Origin of the sequence: Massilia putida, from assembly GCF_001941825.1 — a bacterium.
GTDB lineage: Bacteria > Pseudomonadota > Gammaproteobacteria > Burkholderiales > Burkholderiaceae_D > Telluria > Telluria putida.
Genome location: NZ_CP019038.1, coordinates 6202048 through 6217354, shown reverse-complemented (window position 1 = coordinate 6217354; position 15307 = coordinate 6202048). Strand labels below are relative to the sequence as shown.

Sequence of the window (15307 nt, the reverse complement as noted above, 5' to 3'; positions counted from 1 at the left end):
GGTTCCTTACTTATAAAATGGGATCGCAGCCGAGCGGGGCCTCGGCCACACGCACGCGGGATGCCAGCGCGCACATCAATTCATAACCGATCGTGCCGGCGGCGTGGGCCACCTCGTCGATCGGCAGGCCGTCGCCCCACAACGTGACCTTGCTGCCCACGCGCGCGTTCGGGATCGGCGACAGGTCGACGCCCATCATGTCCATCGACACCCGGCCGACGAGCGTCGTGCGGATGCCGTCCACGAGCACGGGCGTGCCGTGCTCGGCGTGGCGCGGGTAGCCGTCCGCATAGCCGCAGGCGACGACGCCGACCGTCATCGCCCGGTCGGCCTGGAAGCGACTGCCATAGCCCACGCTGTCGCCCGGTTCCAGATGCTGGACGCCGATGATCTCCGACTTCAGGGTCATCGTCGGCAGCAGGCCGTAGTCTTGCGCCGACCGGCCGCCCGGCGTGCCGCCGTACAGCATGATGCCCGGACGCACCCAGTCGCTTTGCAGCTCCTGGACCAGCTCCGCCGTGTGCAGCACGCCGCCGGAATTCGACAGGCTGCGCTCGCCGGCGAGGCCGTCCGCGCCCAGGCGGAAGCGCCGGACCTGCTCGCCGATCGACAGGCGCGGATGCTCCAGCTCGTCCGCATTGGCGAAATGCGTCATCAGCGTGATGTTGCGAATGCCGGGAATGGCGCGCAGGCGTTGGTAGGCCGCCGCGAACTCGTCCGGCCGGAAGCCGAGCCGGTTCATCCCGGTATTCATCTTGAGGTGCACATCGATGGGACGGTACAGCTGGGTGTATTCGAGCATCCTGACCTGCTCGATGCAGTGCACCGTGCTGTTGATATTGTGCTCGGCCAGCAACGGGATGTCCGACGTGTCGAAGATTCCCTCCAATAAGAGAATCGGTTTCACCCAGCCCAGCTCGCGCAGGCGCAGCGCATTTTCCGTCTCGATCAGCGCCAGCCCGTCCGCCGACGCGAAGCCGCGCATACCCCGTTCCAGGCCATGCCCGTAGGCGTTCGCCTTCACCACCGCCCAGACGTTCGCCTGCGGCGCACAGGCGCGCGCACGGGCCAGATTGTGCTGCATGGAATCGAGGTGGATGGTGGCGTGCAGGGGACGTGGCATGGCTTGCAGATGGGGGCGGTTAGCTGCGAACGAAAGGCATATTTTACCTGCGGCAGTGAAATGCCGTATTGTCGATTCCTTGGGCGAACCGATCTTTCATGGTATAAAGCAACCCATCCAGTTTTTTGAACCTCTCGAATGAATCGTGGTTTTTATACCATCATGGCGGCGCAGTTCTTCTCGTCGCTGGCAGACAACGCGCTGATATTTGTCGCGATCGGTCTGCTAACGGCGATGAAAGCCCCGGCTTCCCTCACTCCGCTGCTGAAGCTGTCGTTCGTCCTGTTCTACGTCCTGCTGGCTGCTTTCGTCGGTGCGTTCGCCGATTCCATGCCCAAGGGACGGGTGATGTTCATCGCCAATTTAATCAAAGTTTTCGGCTGCTGCCTGATCTTCTTCGGCGTGCATCCCCTCATCGCCTGCGCCGTCGTCGGCTTCGGCGCGGCCGTCTATTCGCCCGCCAAATACGGCATCCTGACCGAGCTGCTGCCGCCGGAAAAACTCGTCGCGGCCAACGGCTGGATCGAAGGGCTCACCGTCATGTCCATCATCCTCGGCACCGTCATGGGTGGCGCCCTCGTCAGCGTGCACGGCAACGCCTGGCTGATGTCCCTGGACGTGCCCTATATCGACACCGGCATCGACACCCCGACCAAGGCCCAGCTCGCCGTGCTGATCGGCGTGTACGCACTGGCGGCCGGCTTCAACCTGCGCATTCCGGACACGGGCGCCCGCTACGAGCACCAGGAACGCAACCCGGCCAGGCTGATCGCCGACTTCGCCGACTGTTCGTCCACGCTGTGGAAGGACAAGCTGGGGCAGATCTCGCTGGCCGTCACGACGCTGTTCTGGGGCGCCGGCGCCACCCTGCAATTCATCGTGCTGAAATGGGCCGAGCGCTCGCTGCACATGCCGCTCGACAAAGCCACGAGCCTGATCGGCGTCGTCGCGATCGGTGTCGCCGTCGGCGCGGCGCTCGCCGCCAAAATGATCCCGCTGAAGAAATCGCTGACCGTCATCCCGCTGGGCATCCTCATGGGCCTCGTTGTGATGGGCATGACCCTCGTGTATTCGCTGACGATCGCCGTGCCGCTGCTGCTGCTGATCGGCCTGCTGTCCGGCTTCTTCGTCGTGCCGATGAACGCCCTGCTGCAGCACCGCGGCCACGTCCTGATGAGCGCCGGCCACTCGATCGCCGTGCAGAACTTCAACGAGAACCTGTCCATCCTCACCATGCTGGCGCTGTACGCCATCATGATCACGCTGAACCTCGACCTGAACGTCATCATCGTCCTGTTCGGCATGTCGCTGGCCAGCATCATGTGGCTGATCGGCCGCCGCCACGCGGCCAACCAGCGCGAGCATGATTCCCTTGCCCTCATCGGCGAGCACAAACACTAAACAAGGGTCAGACCCCAAATTTGGGCAACGTCTTCGAAGCAACCATGGCGGGCCCGCTAAATCTGTCCCTGAATCAATTTCCAAAAACCGGGGTCTGACCCCGGTTTGAGGCCCGTTCGCGCCAGTCGTCCGGGACGATGAAGCCCCGTTCGAATTCGACGATCACGCCGGGCTCTTCGCGCACGAGCGCCACCAGCACGGGTGCGTCGGACGCCAGGAAATGATCTTCCAGTTCCGCGGCCAGCTGGGCCTTGTCCAGCATCCACGTGGCCGATTGCGCGCGGAACGGCGGCAGCCATTGCAGGCGCGGCAGAATCAGGAAGCGGTCGCCGGGCAAGGCGTCGAGTTCTTCCAATGCGCACCAGAAGCCGCGGCAGTGGCCTGCCGTGATCCCCTGCATGGCTCGATAGGTTCCCCGCGGGTAGAACAGCCAGCCCTTCACGAGCGCGCGCGCCGCGACGACGGGCCGCGGCAGCACGTCCTGCGCGGCCGGGTGGCTGCCCAGCGCGAGCTGGCGGTCGAACACCTTGCGCATCTTGCGGCCGAGACTATCTGCCAGGTTGGGGCCGACGAACGTGTCGAAGCCCGCCGCCGAACCGTCCTGCAGCAGATAGAACTTGGTCGCGAACTCGATGTGTTCGACGCCTGCGCCCTCCTCCGCATCCAATAAAAAGTCGAACTCGCCGACCGTGTCGTTGCGGCTCGCGCGCACCTGCAGGCCGTGTGCGACGAGGCGGCCCTGGTGGGCGAAATAAAACGCCATCAGCTTTTCCGCGTACAGGCCGAGGCGCGTATACATTTTCGCGCCGAGCGCCGCGTCGAGCGGCGTGGGATCGGCGTCGAGCTCGCTCAGCCAGAGCTCGGTCGCAGGCAGCATCGGGCCCAGCGTGGCGATGCGGCCTGCCCAGTGCGGATCGTGGATGTCGAGCAGGTCCGGGGCGTCCAGCAGCCAGGCCAGCGCCCGCACCCGCGCGCGCCGCAGATGACTCCAGCGGCGCTCGAAATAAGCCTGGTACGTGTCAGCCGGATCGCGCACGGGCATTCCTCGCCCTGCACAGGTCGGCCCAGGCCAGGGCCTTGTCGGCGCCGCGCCGCAGCAGTTCGCCCGGATGCAGCGTCGCGACAAGGTGCACGGCGCGCCCGCCCGCGTCCAGCGTGTGGATATCGCCGCGGGCACCCGCCAGCGGTTCCGGCAGCGGCCGTGCCAGCAGCGTGTTGGCGGCGATCTGCCCGAGCGTGAGCACGGTGTCCGCCCCCGTCAGCGCCACTTCGCGTTCGAGGTAGGGACGGCACGCGGCCGCCTCCTGCGGCGTCGGCGCGCGCTCGCCGCCGCTGGCCGTCGTCGGACGGCACTTGATCAGGTTCGTGACGTAGACGTCGCGCTCGCGGCCCATGCCGACGGCGGCCAGCATATTGTCCAGCAGCTTGCCCGGATCGCCCGCCAGCGGCACGCGCGCCTTTTCATCGGCGGCCGTCGTGGCGCCGGCCGCGACGACCCAGCGCGCCCGTTTCGCGCCCGTGCCCGGCACCGGCGCGCGACCTTCGCGGCAGGCGCTGCAGCGGCGGCAGGCGGCGATGGCGATGGTGAGCTGGTCCCAGTCCATGGCCGCGATTTCTTCCGGCGTCGCGTCGCTCGGCAGCGCGGCGTCGTCCCAGGCCGAATCGACGTCGACGGGTGCCAGCGCGGACACGGATTGCGCGACCGGCTGCAGCGGCGACGGTCCGGGCGGCCGCGGCTGCGGTGCCGCCGGGGCAGGCCGCGGTGCCGGCGGCGGCGCGACGGGGGCCGGCGGCGGCACGACCGGCGCCAGCGCGGACGCCGACTGCGCCACAGGCTGCAGCGGCGACGGGGCCCGCGCTGGGGCTTCTTCGACGGCGACGTCCGCGCGTGCCGGCGCCGATCGCAGCTGCCACAGCGGGGCGAGGCCCATCTCGCTCAGGAAGATGGCGTCGCGTTCACTGACACCGTTCATAACACATACCTCATCACGATCGCATCCTCGCGCCGGCCTTCGTGCGCGGGGTAATAACCTTTGCGGCGGCCGATCTCCGCATAGCCGTAGCGCTGGTACACCTGCAGCGCGCGCGTGTTCGACGGCCGCACTTCCAGCAGGATCGACTCCATGCGCTGCGCGCGCGCGCGGGCCGCGATGCGGTCCAGCAGATAGCGCCCGACGCCGCGGCCATGCAGCGGCGCCGCGACGGCGACGTCCAGCAGATGGGCCTCGTCGAGCGCATACATCAGCAGGAAGTAGCCTGCCAGAGCGCCTTCGGGTTCGCGCAGCACCCACGCGTCGTAGCCGCTCGCGAGCGAGTCCATGAAGTTCGTGCGGGTCCACGGATGCGGAAAGACGCTGCATTCGAGGGCATGCACCTCGTCGACGTCGCCCACGACCATCGGACGCAGTGCCAGGTGCGCGTGCCCGCTCATTGCTTGCCCTGCTCCGCGCCGGCCTTCGCCGCGTTGATGGCCTGGCGTTCGGCGCTCGTGTACGCGACCTTGTTGCGCAGGTAGAGCGGTTGCGCCGCGTCGGCCGGCACGGCCTGGCCGGCGGCCAGCGCGGCCACGCCCAGCACGGCGAATTCGCGCGCGTGCGGCAGGATGTCGGCGTGGGCACCTGCGGCGAAAGCCTGCCCCGCGAACGCTTCCGGATACGCGGCGAAGCCGTTGCCGCAGGCGACCAGGCCGGCCACGGGTTCCGGCGCGACGGCGCCGGGCGCGCACAGCACGGGCTCGCGCACGCTCTCCCACGCGCCGTCGAAACGGTACTGCGCCCAATAGACTTCGCCCATGCGCGCATCCAGCACGGCGAGCACCTCGGTCGCGCCCGTGCGTGCGCGGCAGGCCTCGGCCATCGCTTCCAAGGTCACGAGCGCCAGCACGGGCTTCTTCGCGCCGAACGCCAGACCCTGCGCCACGCCGCATGCCGTGCGCACGCCCGTGAACGAGCCGGGACCGGCGCCGAACGCGATCGCGTCGCAGTCGGCCAGCGCGATGCCCGCGTCACGCAGCAACGCCTGCACCATCGGCAGGACGGATTGGGAATGCGTGCGCACGCCGGACGATTCACGGGTCAATACGGGGGCATCCGCGCCGGCCGCGCTATTCAACAACGCGCAGGACGCCAGCTCGGACGAGGTTTCGATTGCGAGGATGATAGGCATGGCGTATTGTAACCCGGCGGCCGGGCCGGCCAAAAGCGCGGAACCGTTGTAAAATCCCGCCCATGTCCAGTCTCACCCTCGAGCCCGATACCCGCGACCAGGTCGCCGCCGCCCTCCACGGCGACGGCTGGATCGTCGCCTGCCTGTGCGCCGCCTGGTGCGGCACCTGCGCGTCTTACCGCGCCGCGTTCGACGGCCTGGCCGCGCGCCATCCGGACAAGACCTTCGTCTGGATCGACGTGGAAGACCAGGCCGACGTCGTCGGCGACCTCGACGTCGAGAACTTCCCGACCCTGCTCATGCAGCGCGGCGACGCCGTCGCGTTCTTCGGCACGATGCTGCCGGATGCGGGCGTGGCCGACCGGCTGATCCACGCGCAGGCCGAACTCAGCGCCGATGAGCTGGCGCGCCAGGGAGCATCGACGCCGGAACGCCAGGCGTGGCAGCGCGAGTGCAATCTGCGCACCCTGCTGGCGGGCGCGGACGAGTGATCACGCGAGGCGCAGCGGCAGGCTGCGCAAGCGCTGCCCCGTCAACTTGAACACCGCGTTCGCCACGGCCGGGGCGACGGGCGGCACGGCCGGCTCGCCCATGCCTTCCGGCGGCGCCGCGCTCGGCATGATGATCGTCTCGACCTCCGGCACCTGCCCCATCCGCAGCACGGGATAATCGCCGAAATTCGATTGCCGCGGCTGTCCGCCGGCGAACGTGATCTCGCCCGCCAGCGCGGCCGACAGCCCGAACACGACGCTCGACTCGACCTGCTGCGCGACGATGTTCGGATTGACGACGAGGCCGCAATCGACGGCGCACACGACGCGGTGCACGCGGATGTCCTTGCCGTCCACCGACACTTCCGCCACCTGCGCGACGACCGTGCCGAACGCCTGGTGCACCGCGAGGCCGTGCGCGCGGCCGCCAGGTGCCGTGCCGGCGCGCGCGAGCGCGGCGTCCAGCACGGCCAGATGGCGCGGATGGTCCTTCAGCAGCGCGCGCCGCCACGCCGCCGGGTCCTGGCCGGCCGCGTGCGCCAGTTCGTCCGCGAAGCTCTCCTTGAAGAACGCGTTGTGCGAGTGCCCCACCGAGCGCCAGTAACCGATCGGCACAAAGCTGTCGACGGCCACGTGGCGGCTGCGCCGGTTGGCGATCGCATACTGCAGGTCGAACTCGCCCTCTGCGGTCGTCTTGTCCGGGCCGACGCCGGGCAGGCCCAGGTTGCGCGGGAAGTATTGGTGGCCGATGGCGCCGCTCGCCAATTTGCTGTCCCATGCGAGCACGTTGCCGTCCGCGCCCACGCGCGCCGTGTAGCGCGCCAGCGCGGCCGGGCGGTAGACGTCGTGGCCGATGTCGTCCTCGCGTGTCCAGATCAGCTGCACCGGCCGGCCGCGCGTCTGCAGCGCGACAGCCACGGCCTGCGCCACCATATCCGTCTCCAGGCGCCGGCCGAAGCCGCCGCCCAGCATCGTCACGGCGATGGACACATCGTCGCGCGACACGCCGGCGACCTTCGCCGCCACGTCCACCGCGATGCTCGGTACCTGCGTCGGCGCCCACAACCTGACTTTGCCGTTCAGGACTTGCGCCGTGCAGTTCTGCGGCTCCATCGTCGCATGCGCGAGGAACGGCGCGCGGTATTCGGCGCGCACGATGCGCGCACCCGCGAGCTCTGCCGCGTCCTGGCTGCCGGATTCGAAATAGGCATAGCCCGGCTCCTCTTCGAGCGCCTTGGCGAAGCCGGCGAACACGGATTCGCTCGACAGCGCATCGTGCGGACTGTCGGACCATCGCACGGACAGCGCCTGCGCCGCCTGCTTCGCCTGCCACCAGCCCTTGGCCACGACCGCGACCCCGGCGCCCGCGCCGGAGAACGGCGCCAGCGCGGACGACACGTCCACGACCTTGACCACGCCCGGCATGGCCGCGACCTTGGTCGCGTCGAAGCCGGCGACACCCGCCCCCAGCACGGGCGCCATGCGCAGCGCCGCGTACAGCAGGCCTTCCGGCCGCACGTCGATGCCGAAGACGGCCTGTCCGTTCACTTTCGACGGCGAGTCGCGGCGCGGCAGCGGCTTGCCGATCAGGCGGTACTCCGCCGGCGTCTTGAGGCGCACGTCGCCGGGACCGATGCCGGCGCCCAGCGCGGCCGCGCGCCTGGCCAGCAGGCCGTACGGCGCGCGGCGTCCATCCGGATGGAGCACCATGCCGTCGCGCGTGGTCAGCGCATCGACCTTGGCACCCCATTGTTCCGCGGCGGCGCGCAGCAGCATCGCGCGCGCGACGGCGCCCGCTTCGCGCATCGTCGGCCACGCATCCTTCACGCTCGTCGAGCCGCCCGTGAACATGATGCCCAGCTCGCGCGCGACCTTGCCCGCGACCCAGCGGGCGCCCGCGGGCACGCTGCCCGCAGCGTCCGGATGGAACGGCAAGGTATCGCGCAGCACGGTGAGGTTGGCGAAGATCTTGTCGATGGGCGCCTGCACGACGCGCACGGCTTCGAGCGGCGCGTCCAGTTCCTCGGCCAGCAGCACGGGCAGGGCCGTGTGCACGCCCTGCCCCATCTCGCTGCGCGGCACGACGACGTCGATGGTGCCGTCGGGCGCGATCGCCACCCAGCCGTTCAGGGCGACGGTGCCGGCATCGAGCCTGCCTGCCACCGTCGCGCGCAGCCGCTGGCGCGGCGGCGCGACGCCCCAGCCCACGACGAGCGCGGTCCCGGCGGCCAGGCCGCCCAGCAGGAAGCGCCGGCGCCGCGGTTTCTGCACCTTGCGTACGCCGCGAATGCTGTCGTCGTCTTCCTTATCCGAACTTGGTGCGCCCGTGTCCCGCATCGTCCTCCCTCCATGTGTCCAGCAGTTCGCCCGGCTCCATCGGCCGGCCGTACAAATAACCTTGCGCGCGCCGGCAGCCGTGGCGCAGCAGGAACGCGGCCTGCTCGACGGTCTCGACGCCTTCCGCGATCACGGCCAGGTCCATGCTCTTGCCCAGCTGGACGATGGCGATCGCGATCGCTTCGTCTTCCTTGTCGGTGGCGATGTCCTTGATGAAGCTGCGGTCGATCTTCAAGGTCTGCACCGGCAGCTGCTTGAGGTAGGCGAGCGACGAATAACCCGTGCCGAAATCGTCGATCGCGAGTTCCACGCCGAGCGCATGCAGGTCGTTGATGTACTGGAGGGCGTCGCCCGTGTTCATGATCACGGACTCCGTCACCTCGAGCTGCAGGCGCTGCGGCGCCAGGCCGGCCTCAAGCAGCACGCGCGCGACCTGCGGCGCCAGGCTGCCGCGGTCGAACTGGCGTCCCGACAGGTTCACGGCGATCTTCGGCACATGCAGCCCGGCCGCGTCCCACGCCACCGCTTGGCGGCAGGCCTCTTCCAGCACCCAGGCGCCCAGCTGGCCGATGAAGCCGATGTCCTCCGCGAGCGGGATGAAGCGCACCGGCGGCACGTGGCCCAGCTCCGCGCTGTGCCAGCGCACGAGGGCTTCGACCCCGGTCAGGCGGCCCGTCTCGATCTCCACCTGCGGCTGATAGTGCAGGCGGATCTCGCCCCGTTCGATCGCACGGCGCAGCAGGCCTTCCATGCGCAGGCGCTCGGCGTTGTCGCCATCCATCGACGGCGCATACAACTGGTAGCCGTTGCGCCCGCGCGCCTTGGCCTGGTACATGGCCACGTCGGCGTTCCGGATCAACACGTTCATGTCGACCGCGTCCTGCGGGAACAGGCTGATGCCCACGCTGCCCGTGACGAACAGTTCGTAGTCCGACACGAGCACGGGCAGTTCGAACAGCCGCATCAGTTTTTCCGCCACCTCGCGCGCGCCCTGCGCGCCGTCGACGTCTTCGAGCAGCACGATGAATTCGTCACCGCCCAGGCGCGCCAGCGTGTCCCCGTCGCGCAGGCAGGCGGACAGCTGGTCCGCCACCTGTTTCAGGAGTTCGTCGCCGACGTGGTGGCCCAGCGTGTCGTTGACGGTCTTGAAGCGATCGAGGTCGATGAACATCACGGCGAGCTGGCGGCGGCCGCGCGCGGCGCGCACCATCGCGTGCTGCAGGCGGTCGTGGAACAACAGCCGGTTCGGCAGGCCCGTGAGCGGGTCGTGGTGCGCGAGGTGGTCCAGCTTGTCCTGCGATTCCTTGACCTTGGTGATGTCGGAAAACACGCAGACGTAATGCGTGACGGCGTCGTGGTCGTCGCGCACGGCCGACACGGTCAGCCACTCGAGATAGGCTTCCCCGTTCTTGCGCAGGTTGCGGATCTCGCCGCGCCAGAACCCCGCCTCCGCCAGGTCGGCCCACAGCGCTTCGTAGAAGCCGGCATCGGCGCCCGTCATGCGCGTCAGGTTCGAGTGCGTGCCGACGGCCTCGCTCTCCGTATAGCCCGTGATCTGCGTGAAGGCGGGATTGGTGGCGACGATCTTGCCGTGCACGTCGATCACCATCACGCCGTCGGCAATGTGTTCCAGCACGGTGGCCGACAGGCGCAGCTTTTCCTCGGCCTGGCGCCGCTCCGTGACGTCGGCGAACACCCAGATGGCGCCGTCGTCGATCCGTTCGGGGTCGAGCGCGCGGCCGCTCACGGCGCACCAGAACAGGCGCCCGTCGCGGCGCCGGAACTGGCGCTCCTCGCTGTAGTCGTCGCCGCGCGCCAGCACCGGCGCGGACGCCTCGATGCCCTGCACGCAATCCTCGACGGTCGGGAACAGCACGCCGACCGGATCGTCCACCAGCTCGCCCTCGGCGTAGCCGAACAATTCGTCGAAGCGGCGGTTGGTCGACACGACGCGCCGCTCGCGCACGTACAGGATGCCGAACATGACGTTGTCCAGCACGGCGCCCTGCTCGGCCAGCAGCGCCTCGATGCGCATCTCGTTGTATTTGCGCTCGCTGATGTCGGAGATGATGCCGTCGATCCAGAATGCGGCGTTGCCGTCGAATCCGGCCGGCTGGCCGCTCTCCAGCACCCAGCGCTCGATGCCGGCGGCGTCGACGATGCGGTACTCGATCTCGTACGGCCGCACGGCCAGCACGGCCTCCTTGACGAAATGCCGTTGCAGCTTGCGGTCTTCGGGACAGATCACGTCGGCCCAGAGGTCGGTGTGCGCGCCGATGAACCGGCTCGCCGGATAGCCGGAGATGTCTTCGATGGCATCGCTGACGAAGTCGATCGACCCGCCCGGGCGGGCGCGGAACACGGCGCCCGGCACCTGCGTGACGATGGTGCGGAAGCGTTCCTCGCGCCGGCCGATGTCCTGGAATAGGTCGCCGATCGCGATGCGCATGCGCTCCAGCTGGCCGCCGAGCTGTCCCAGTTCGTCGTTCGTGGGCAGCGCGAGCGGCGTGTCGAACGCGCCGCGCGACAGGCGGTCGGAAAAACACATCAGGGTGCCCAGCGGCGCGAGCAGGCGCCGGCGCAGCAGCATCAGGATCAATAACAGCGACACGGCCAGCTGGACGGCCAGCACGAGCGCATAGCGCACCTGCTTGGCGCGCAGCGATTGCTGGCTGTGGCTGTCGTCCATCTCGACAGCCACGTGGCCGATCGGCTGGCCGTGCACGACGACCTCGCGCTCGGCCCGCAGCATCTGGCCGCCGGGCGCGACGGCGGCGCGGCGGTCGATGAAATCCCCCTCGGCCTGGGCGCTCACGTGCACGCGCACGACGGCCGGGTCGCGCATCAGCGAATCGACCAGCGAGCGGGCCGCATCGATGTTCATGTTCCACAGCGATTCCTGCATGCCCAGCGCGAGGATGTCGGCGTTGCGCTGCAGGGTCTCGTCAAGCTCGCGGCGGGCCGCCTGCCGTTCCTGCACGCCGATCAGGAGGTAACCGCCCACGACGGCCGGCACCGCGAGGCCGCCGAACACCATCACCAGCAGCGCGGCGTACAGCGAGCGACCGTACAGCCTGGCGAGGCGCGCCGGCAGCGCGGTCAAGGCGACTCGAGATAAGAAGGCCATGGTGGTGGGGACTCGGTGCCGCGTCCGGCTTGTGGCTGGTACGACAACTATTGTGACGAATCAATAAGTTAGAGTTTTTCTGGATTATGCACGCAACAATTGCCGCACGTCACAAGTTTTTCCGTTACGCCCGGCTTGGTAGCGATAACCGTGACCGGGCCGCCACGCCGGGGGGTTTGAACGGCGCCAAGCGGCGCGGATGCAAGCTTGCTATCATCGAATTCTTTTCATGGAGGAGACGACGATGACCCTTTCCCTGTACACGGCCTCGGTGCCCGTATTCCGCCAGATCCTGGGTAGCCTGGCGTCCATCCTGACGAAGGCCGAAGCGCATGTGGACGCGAAAAAGTTGGACCCGAACGCCCTGCTGCAGGCCCGCCTGTTCCCGGACATGTTCCCGCTGGTGCGCCAGGTGCAGCTGGCGACGGATTTCGCCAAGGGCGCGGCCGCGCGCCTGGCGGGCGCCGAGGTGCCGCGCTATGAAGATACCGAGACGGATTTCGCCGGCCTGCAGGCACGGCTGGAAAAGACGCTGGCCTTCCTGGACACGGTGGCGCGCGAGGCGGTGGATGCCGGCGGCGACCGCGACGTGACGATCGGCACGGGCGCCAACCAGCGCCAGTTCAAGGGCCAGGTCTATTTACTGCACTACGCGCTGCCCAACTTCTATTTCCACGCCGCGACGGCATACGACATCCTGCGCCATAACGGGCTGGAGATCGGGAAACGGGATTTCGTCGGGACCTTCTGATCAAGACGGTTCAAGTGTTGCGGCGCGGGTAGCCCTGCGCGAGGATGCGCTGCCACACGACTTCCTTCTGCTCGGCCGTCATCGAGACCCAATGGGCCACCTCGACGACGGTCCGGCCGCAGCCGCGGCAGATGTCGTCGAACGTCGTCGAGCAGACGGCGACGCAGGGCGTGTCCGGACGCTCGGGCAGAGGGACGCTCCGTGCATCAGCGTGCGGGGCCGACATCGAGCTTGTCCCAGCCTTCATGGCCGAGCTTTTCCATGGTGTCGATATTCTTCTCGAAGATCTCGGCCGCATCCGGGATCGCTTCCACGGCGCGGTCGATGCTGTCTTCGCGCAGCAGTTGCAGGACCGGGTAAGGCGAACGGTTCGTATAGTTCTCGATATCGTTCGGGTCGGTGTCCGCAAACTGGTAGTCCGGGTGGAAGCTGGCGATCTGCAGCTCGCCGTCCAGGCTCATGTCTTCCAAGGCGGCGTCGGCCACGTCGAGGAATTCATTGAAATCCAGGAAATCCTGGAGCACATACGGGTGGATCAGCAGAGTGGTGTCGATCTGCTCGGGATCGGTGTCGGCCAGCAGCTGCAGTTCGTCCATCAGGGTGTCGAGCAGCGACTCGGGCGAGCGCGCATGCGAGACGACGTAGCGGACCTGGTCCTTGACCTGCACCGCCTTGGCGAACGGGCAAAGGTTCAGGCCGATGACGGCGCGGTCGACCCAGCGCCGGGTGGCGGCGACGATGGCGTCATCGTCCACGTTCTCGTTGGCAGTGCTCATGTAATGCTTTCAATATATGCGATCCGCTGGCGCGGAAAAACCTAAACCGCTGGCGCGGAGACGGCCATTGTACGCGTTTTTGCGTCCCCTCCATAGAACGTCCGGCAAGCCGGGTTACCTTGACAGGCAGGCGGTATTACCCGCCAGTCTATTTAGTCCAGGTACAAATTTGACAATACGGGCTTGCCACAAGCGCGGGTTCCGGCCCCGGAAATCGCCGGTACTCCCCGGGGTATGCCGCAAAACTATTGATACGCATCAGCCAAAGATGGATCGAAAGGAACCATACCCCCACGATACGCGTCTTAACAAACGCCGACGTTAGCAAAAAGAGTAGACAAGATTTTTTGTAACCGCGCCGACATATTTCTTGACTGCCTCGGTAACTGGTCCGTACACTTCGCCTTCATTCGTCAGTCCTGCCGTTCCTGGACGCAACACTGGAAAGCTATGAACGAAACGACTCGCTCCACTTACGCCCTGACGATCGCGCTCCTGCTGGGACCCGCGATCGGTCACGCCGCCGACAGCGTCCCGAGCCCGATCGCCCAGAGCAGCAGCATGGCCGCCATGGCCAGGGCCACCCTGCCGCAAGCCCTGACCCCGTCCAAGGCCGACGACTACAAGGACCCCGACCTGTGGGCCCGCATCCGCAGCGGCTATGCGATCCCCGACGTCGACAACGCCCTCGTCGCCAAGCACATCCAGTGGTACGCCAGCCGTCCCGACTACCTGACCCGCACCTCCAGCCGCGCCTCGCTGTACCTGTACCACGTCGTGCAGGAACTGGAAAAGCGCGGCATGCCGACGGAACTGGCCCTGCTGCCCGTCATCGAATCCGCCTTCAACCCGCAAGCCCTGTCGACCGCCGACGCGGCCGGCATCTGGCAATTCGTGCCGGGCACGGGACGCGACTTCAACCTGCAGCAGAACATGTTCAAGGACGAGCGCCGCGGCGTGCTCGCCTCCACCGACGCCGCCCTCACCTATCTGCAGCGCCTGTACACGATGTTCGGCGACTGGCAGCTGGCCCTGGCCGCTTATAACTGGGGCGAAGGCAATGTGCAGAAGGCGATCCAGAAGAACCGCGCGCTGGGCAAGCCGACCGACTTCGAAAGCCTGTCCGAGCTGATGCCGGCGGAAACCCGCAACTACGTGCCGAAGCTGCAGGCCGTCAAGAACATCATCGCCAATCCGGCCCAGTATGGCGTCGTCCTGCCGACGATCGACAACAGCCCGTATTTCGTGGCTGTCGACAAGACGTCCGACATCGACCTGGCCGTGGCCGCCCAACTGGCCGAGATGTCCGTCGACGAATTCAAGGCGCTGAACCCGCAATTCAAGAAGCCCGTGATCACGGGCGAATCGACCAAGATCCTGCTGCCCAAGGAAAACGCCGAGAAGTTCAACCTGAACCTCGCGCAATGGGGCCGCGCGCTGTCGTCGTGGACGACGCACAAGATCACGTCGGCCCGCGAAAGCATCGCCTCGCTGGCGGCCAAGCTGGGCACGACGCCGGAAGTGATCCGCCAGGCCAACAATATCCCGCCGCAGATGCGCCTCAAGGCGGGCTCGACCATCCTGGTGCCGAAGACGAGCGCCACGGCCGGCAACGACATCGCCGAGAGCATCGTCGAGAACGCATCGATGGCGCTGGAAGCCGACCGTGGCGACGCCCGCCGCAACGGCCGCAAGTTGTCCGGCGCCCAGCGCATCAAGGCCAGTGCCGCGCATGCCGTGGCCGAGATCAAGAGCCGCGTGTCGCGCGGTTCCAAGCCGGCCGTGAACGCCAACGGCCGCAAGCGCCGTTGATTGCGCGGTCCGGCGCTCCGGCGCCTCGTATCATTCAGACCACGCGACGGGTTTATAACCCGTCCGTCCGCGCACATCTTGACGCGTGCCGTGCACGCTTTTCAAAAGTACGGTATAGTGTTGGTTGTGCGCTGCAATAAACGCGTTTGCATTGACCGCGGCGGCAGTTCACCGACAGTAGTACAAAACCAGCTACGCAAGCCCAGGCATCCAAGAAGTGGGGCTTCGAAAAACCGTCACGAGCGGCAGCAGATTTCGTTGAGAAGCGCAGCTGTACGAAGAGTACAGCGAGCATCGCAGACGAAATCGGCAACGCGCAGTAGG

13 protein-coding genes are annotated in these 15307 nt (G+C 67.4%); 4 read left to right on the top strand and 9 right to left on the bottom strand.

Annotated features, from left to right (window positions below):
* Positions 1–10: 10 nt before the first annotated feature.
* Positions 11–1123, bottom strand: coding sequence for an alanine racemase (gene alr / locus BVG12_RS29925; protein WP_075795584.1), 1113 nt, complete (start codon positions 1121–1123; stop codon positions 11–13).
* Positions 1124–1261: 138 nt separating this feature from the next.
* Here alr and lplT point away from each other — a divergent pair, with 138 nt between their 5' ends.
* A complete protein-coding gene (gene lplT, locus BVG12_RS29920) occupies positions 1262–2524 on the top strand; it encodes a lysophospholipid transporter LplT (RefSeq protein ID WP_075795583.1) in 1263 nt (420 codons plus the stop codon).
* A gap of 73 nt (positions 2525–2597) precedes the next feature.
* On the opposite strand, the gene BVG12_RS29915 is transcribed toward lplT, so the two are convergent.
* From BVG12_RS29915 to tsaB, 4 genes are read right to left on the bottom strand one after another with little or no spacing between them, the layout of a single operon-like run.
* Positions 2598–3566 (bottom strand): DUF1853 family protein, encoded by a 969-nt coding sequence (locus BVG12_RS29915; RefSeq protein ID WP_075795582.1) that lies wholly within the window; start codon positions 3564–3566, stop codon positions 2598–2600.
* Positions 3544–4497, bottom strand: a complete 954-nt coding sequence (locus BVG12_RS29910; RefSeq protein ID WP_075795581.1) for a uracil-DNA glycosylase — start codon at positions 4495–4497, stop codon at positions 3544–3546. The genes BVG12_RS29915 and BVG12_RS29910 overlap by 23 nt, the downstream gene beginning before the upstream one ends.
* A complete protein-coding gene (gene rimI / locus BVG12_RS29905) occupies positions 4494–4955 on the bottom strand; it encodes a ribosomal protein S18-alanine N-acetyltransferase (RefSeq protein ID WP_075795580.1) in 462 nt (153 codons plus the stop codon). Before rimI ends, BVG12_RS29910 begins: the two co-directional genes overlap by 4 nt.
* Positions 4952–5689, bottom strand: a complete 738-nt coding sequence (tsaB, locus tag BVG12_RS29900) for a tRNA (adenosine(37)-N6)-threonylcarbamoyltransferase complex dimerization subunit type 1 TsaB (RefSeq protein ID WP_075795579.1) — start codon at positions 5687–5689, stop codon at positions 4952–4954. Before tsaB ends, rimI begins: the two co-directional genes overlap by 4 nt.
* A gap of 62 nt (positions 5690–5751) precedes the next feature.
* Between tsaB and BVG12_RS29895 the strand changes: the two genes are divergently transcribed.
* Complete coding sequence (locus tag BVG12_RS29895) at positions 5752–6180, top strand: thioredoxin family protein (protein WP_075795578.1); 429 nt, start codon at positions 5752–5754, stop codon at positions 6178–6180.
* Here BVG12_RS29895 and BVG12_RS29890 read toward each other — a convergent pair whose 3' ends face one another.
* On the bottom strand, positions 6181–8517 hold the full coding sequence (locus BVG12_RS29890) for a xanthine dehydrogenase family protein molybdopterin-binding subunit (RefSeq protein WP_083685519.1): 2337 nt from the start codon (positions 8515–8517) through the stop codon (positions 6181–6183).
* On the bottom strand, positions 8486–11644 hold the full coding sequence (locus BVG12_RS29885; protein ID WP_075795577.1) for a sensor domain-containing protein: 3159 nt from the start codon (positions 11642–11644) through the stop codon (positions 8486–8488). Before BVG12_RS29885 ends, BVG12_RS29890 begins: the two co-directional genes overlap by 32 nt.
* Before the next feature lie 244 nt (positions 11645–11888).
* On the opposite strand from BVG12_RS29885, the gene BVG12_RS29880 reads away from it, so the two are divergent.
* Positions 11889–12395 (top strand): DUF1993 domain-containing protein, encoded by a 507-nt coding sequence (locus BVG12_RS29880; protein WP_075796651.1) that lies wholly within the window; start codon positions 11889–11891, stop codon positions 12393–12395.
* 10 nt (positions 12396–12405) lie between these two features.
* Here BVG12_RS29880 and BVG12_RS29875 read toward each other — a convergent pair whose 3' ends face one another.
* Both BVG12_RS29875 and BVG12_RS29870 read right to left on the bottom strand, forming a co-directional pair.
* On the bottom strand, positions 12406–12621 hold the full coding sequence (locus BVG12_RS29875; RefSeq protein ID WP_075795576.1) for a DUF1289 domain-containing protein: 216 nt from the start codon (positions 12619–12621) through the stop codon (positions 12406–12408).
* Complete coding sequence (locus BVG12_RS29870) at positions 12602–13171, bottom strand: DUF1415 domain-containing protein (protein ID WP_075795575.1); 570 nt, start codon at positions 13169–13171, stop codon at positions 12602–12604. The genes BVG12_RS29875 and BVG12_RS29870 overlap by 20 nt, the downstream gene beginning before the upstream one ends.
* Before the next feature lie 450 nt (positions 13172–13621).
* Here BVG12_RS29870 and BVG12_RS29865 point away from each other — a divergent pair, with 450 nt between their 5' ends.
* Positions 13622–14983: a transglycosylase SLT domain-containing protein gene (locus BVG12_RS29865; RefSeq protein WP_075795574.1), complete on the top strand. Its 1362-nt coding sequence runs from the start codon at positions 13622–13624 to the stop codon at positions 14981–14983.
* The last annotated feature ends 324 nt before the right edge of the window (positions 14984–15307 follow it).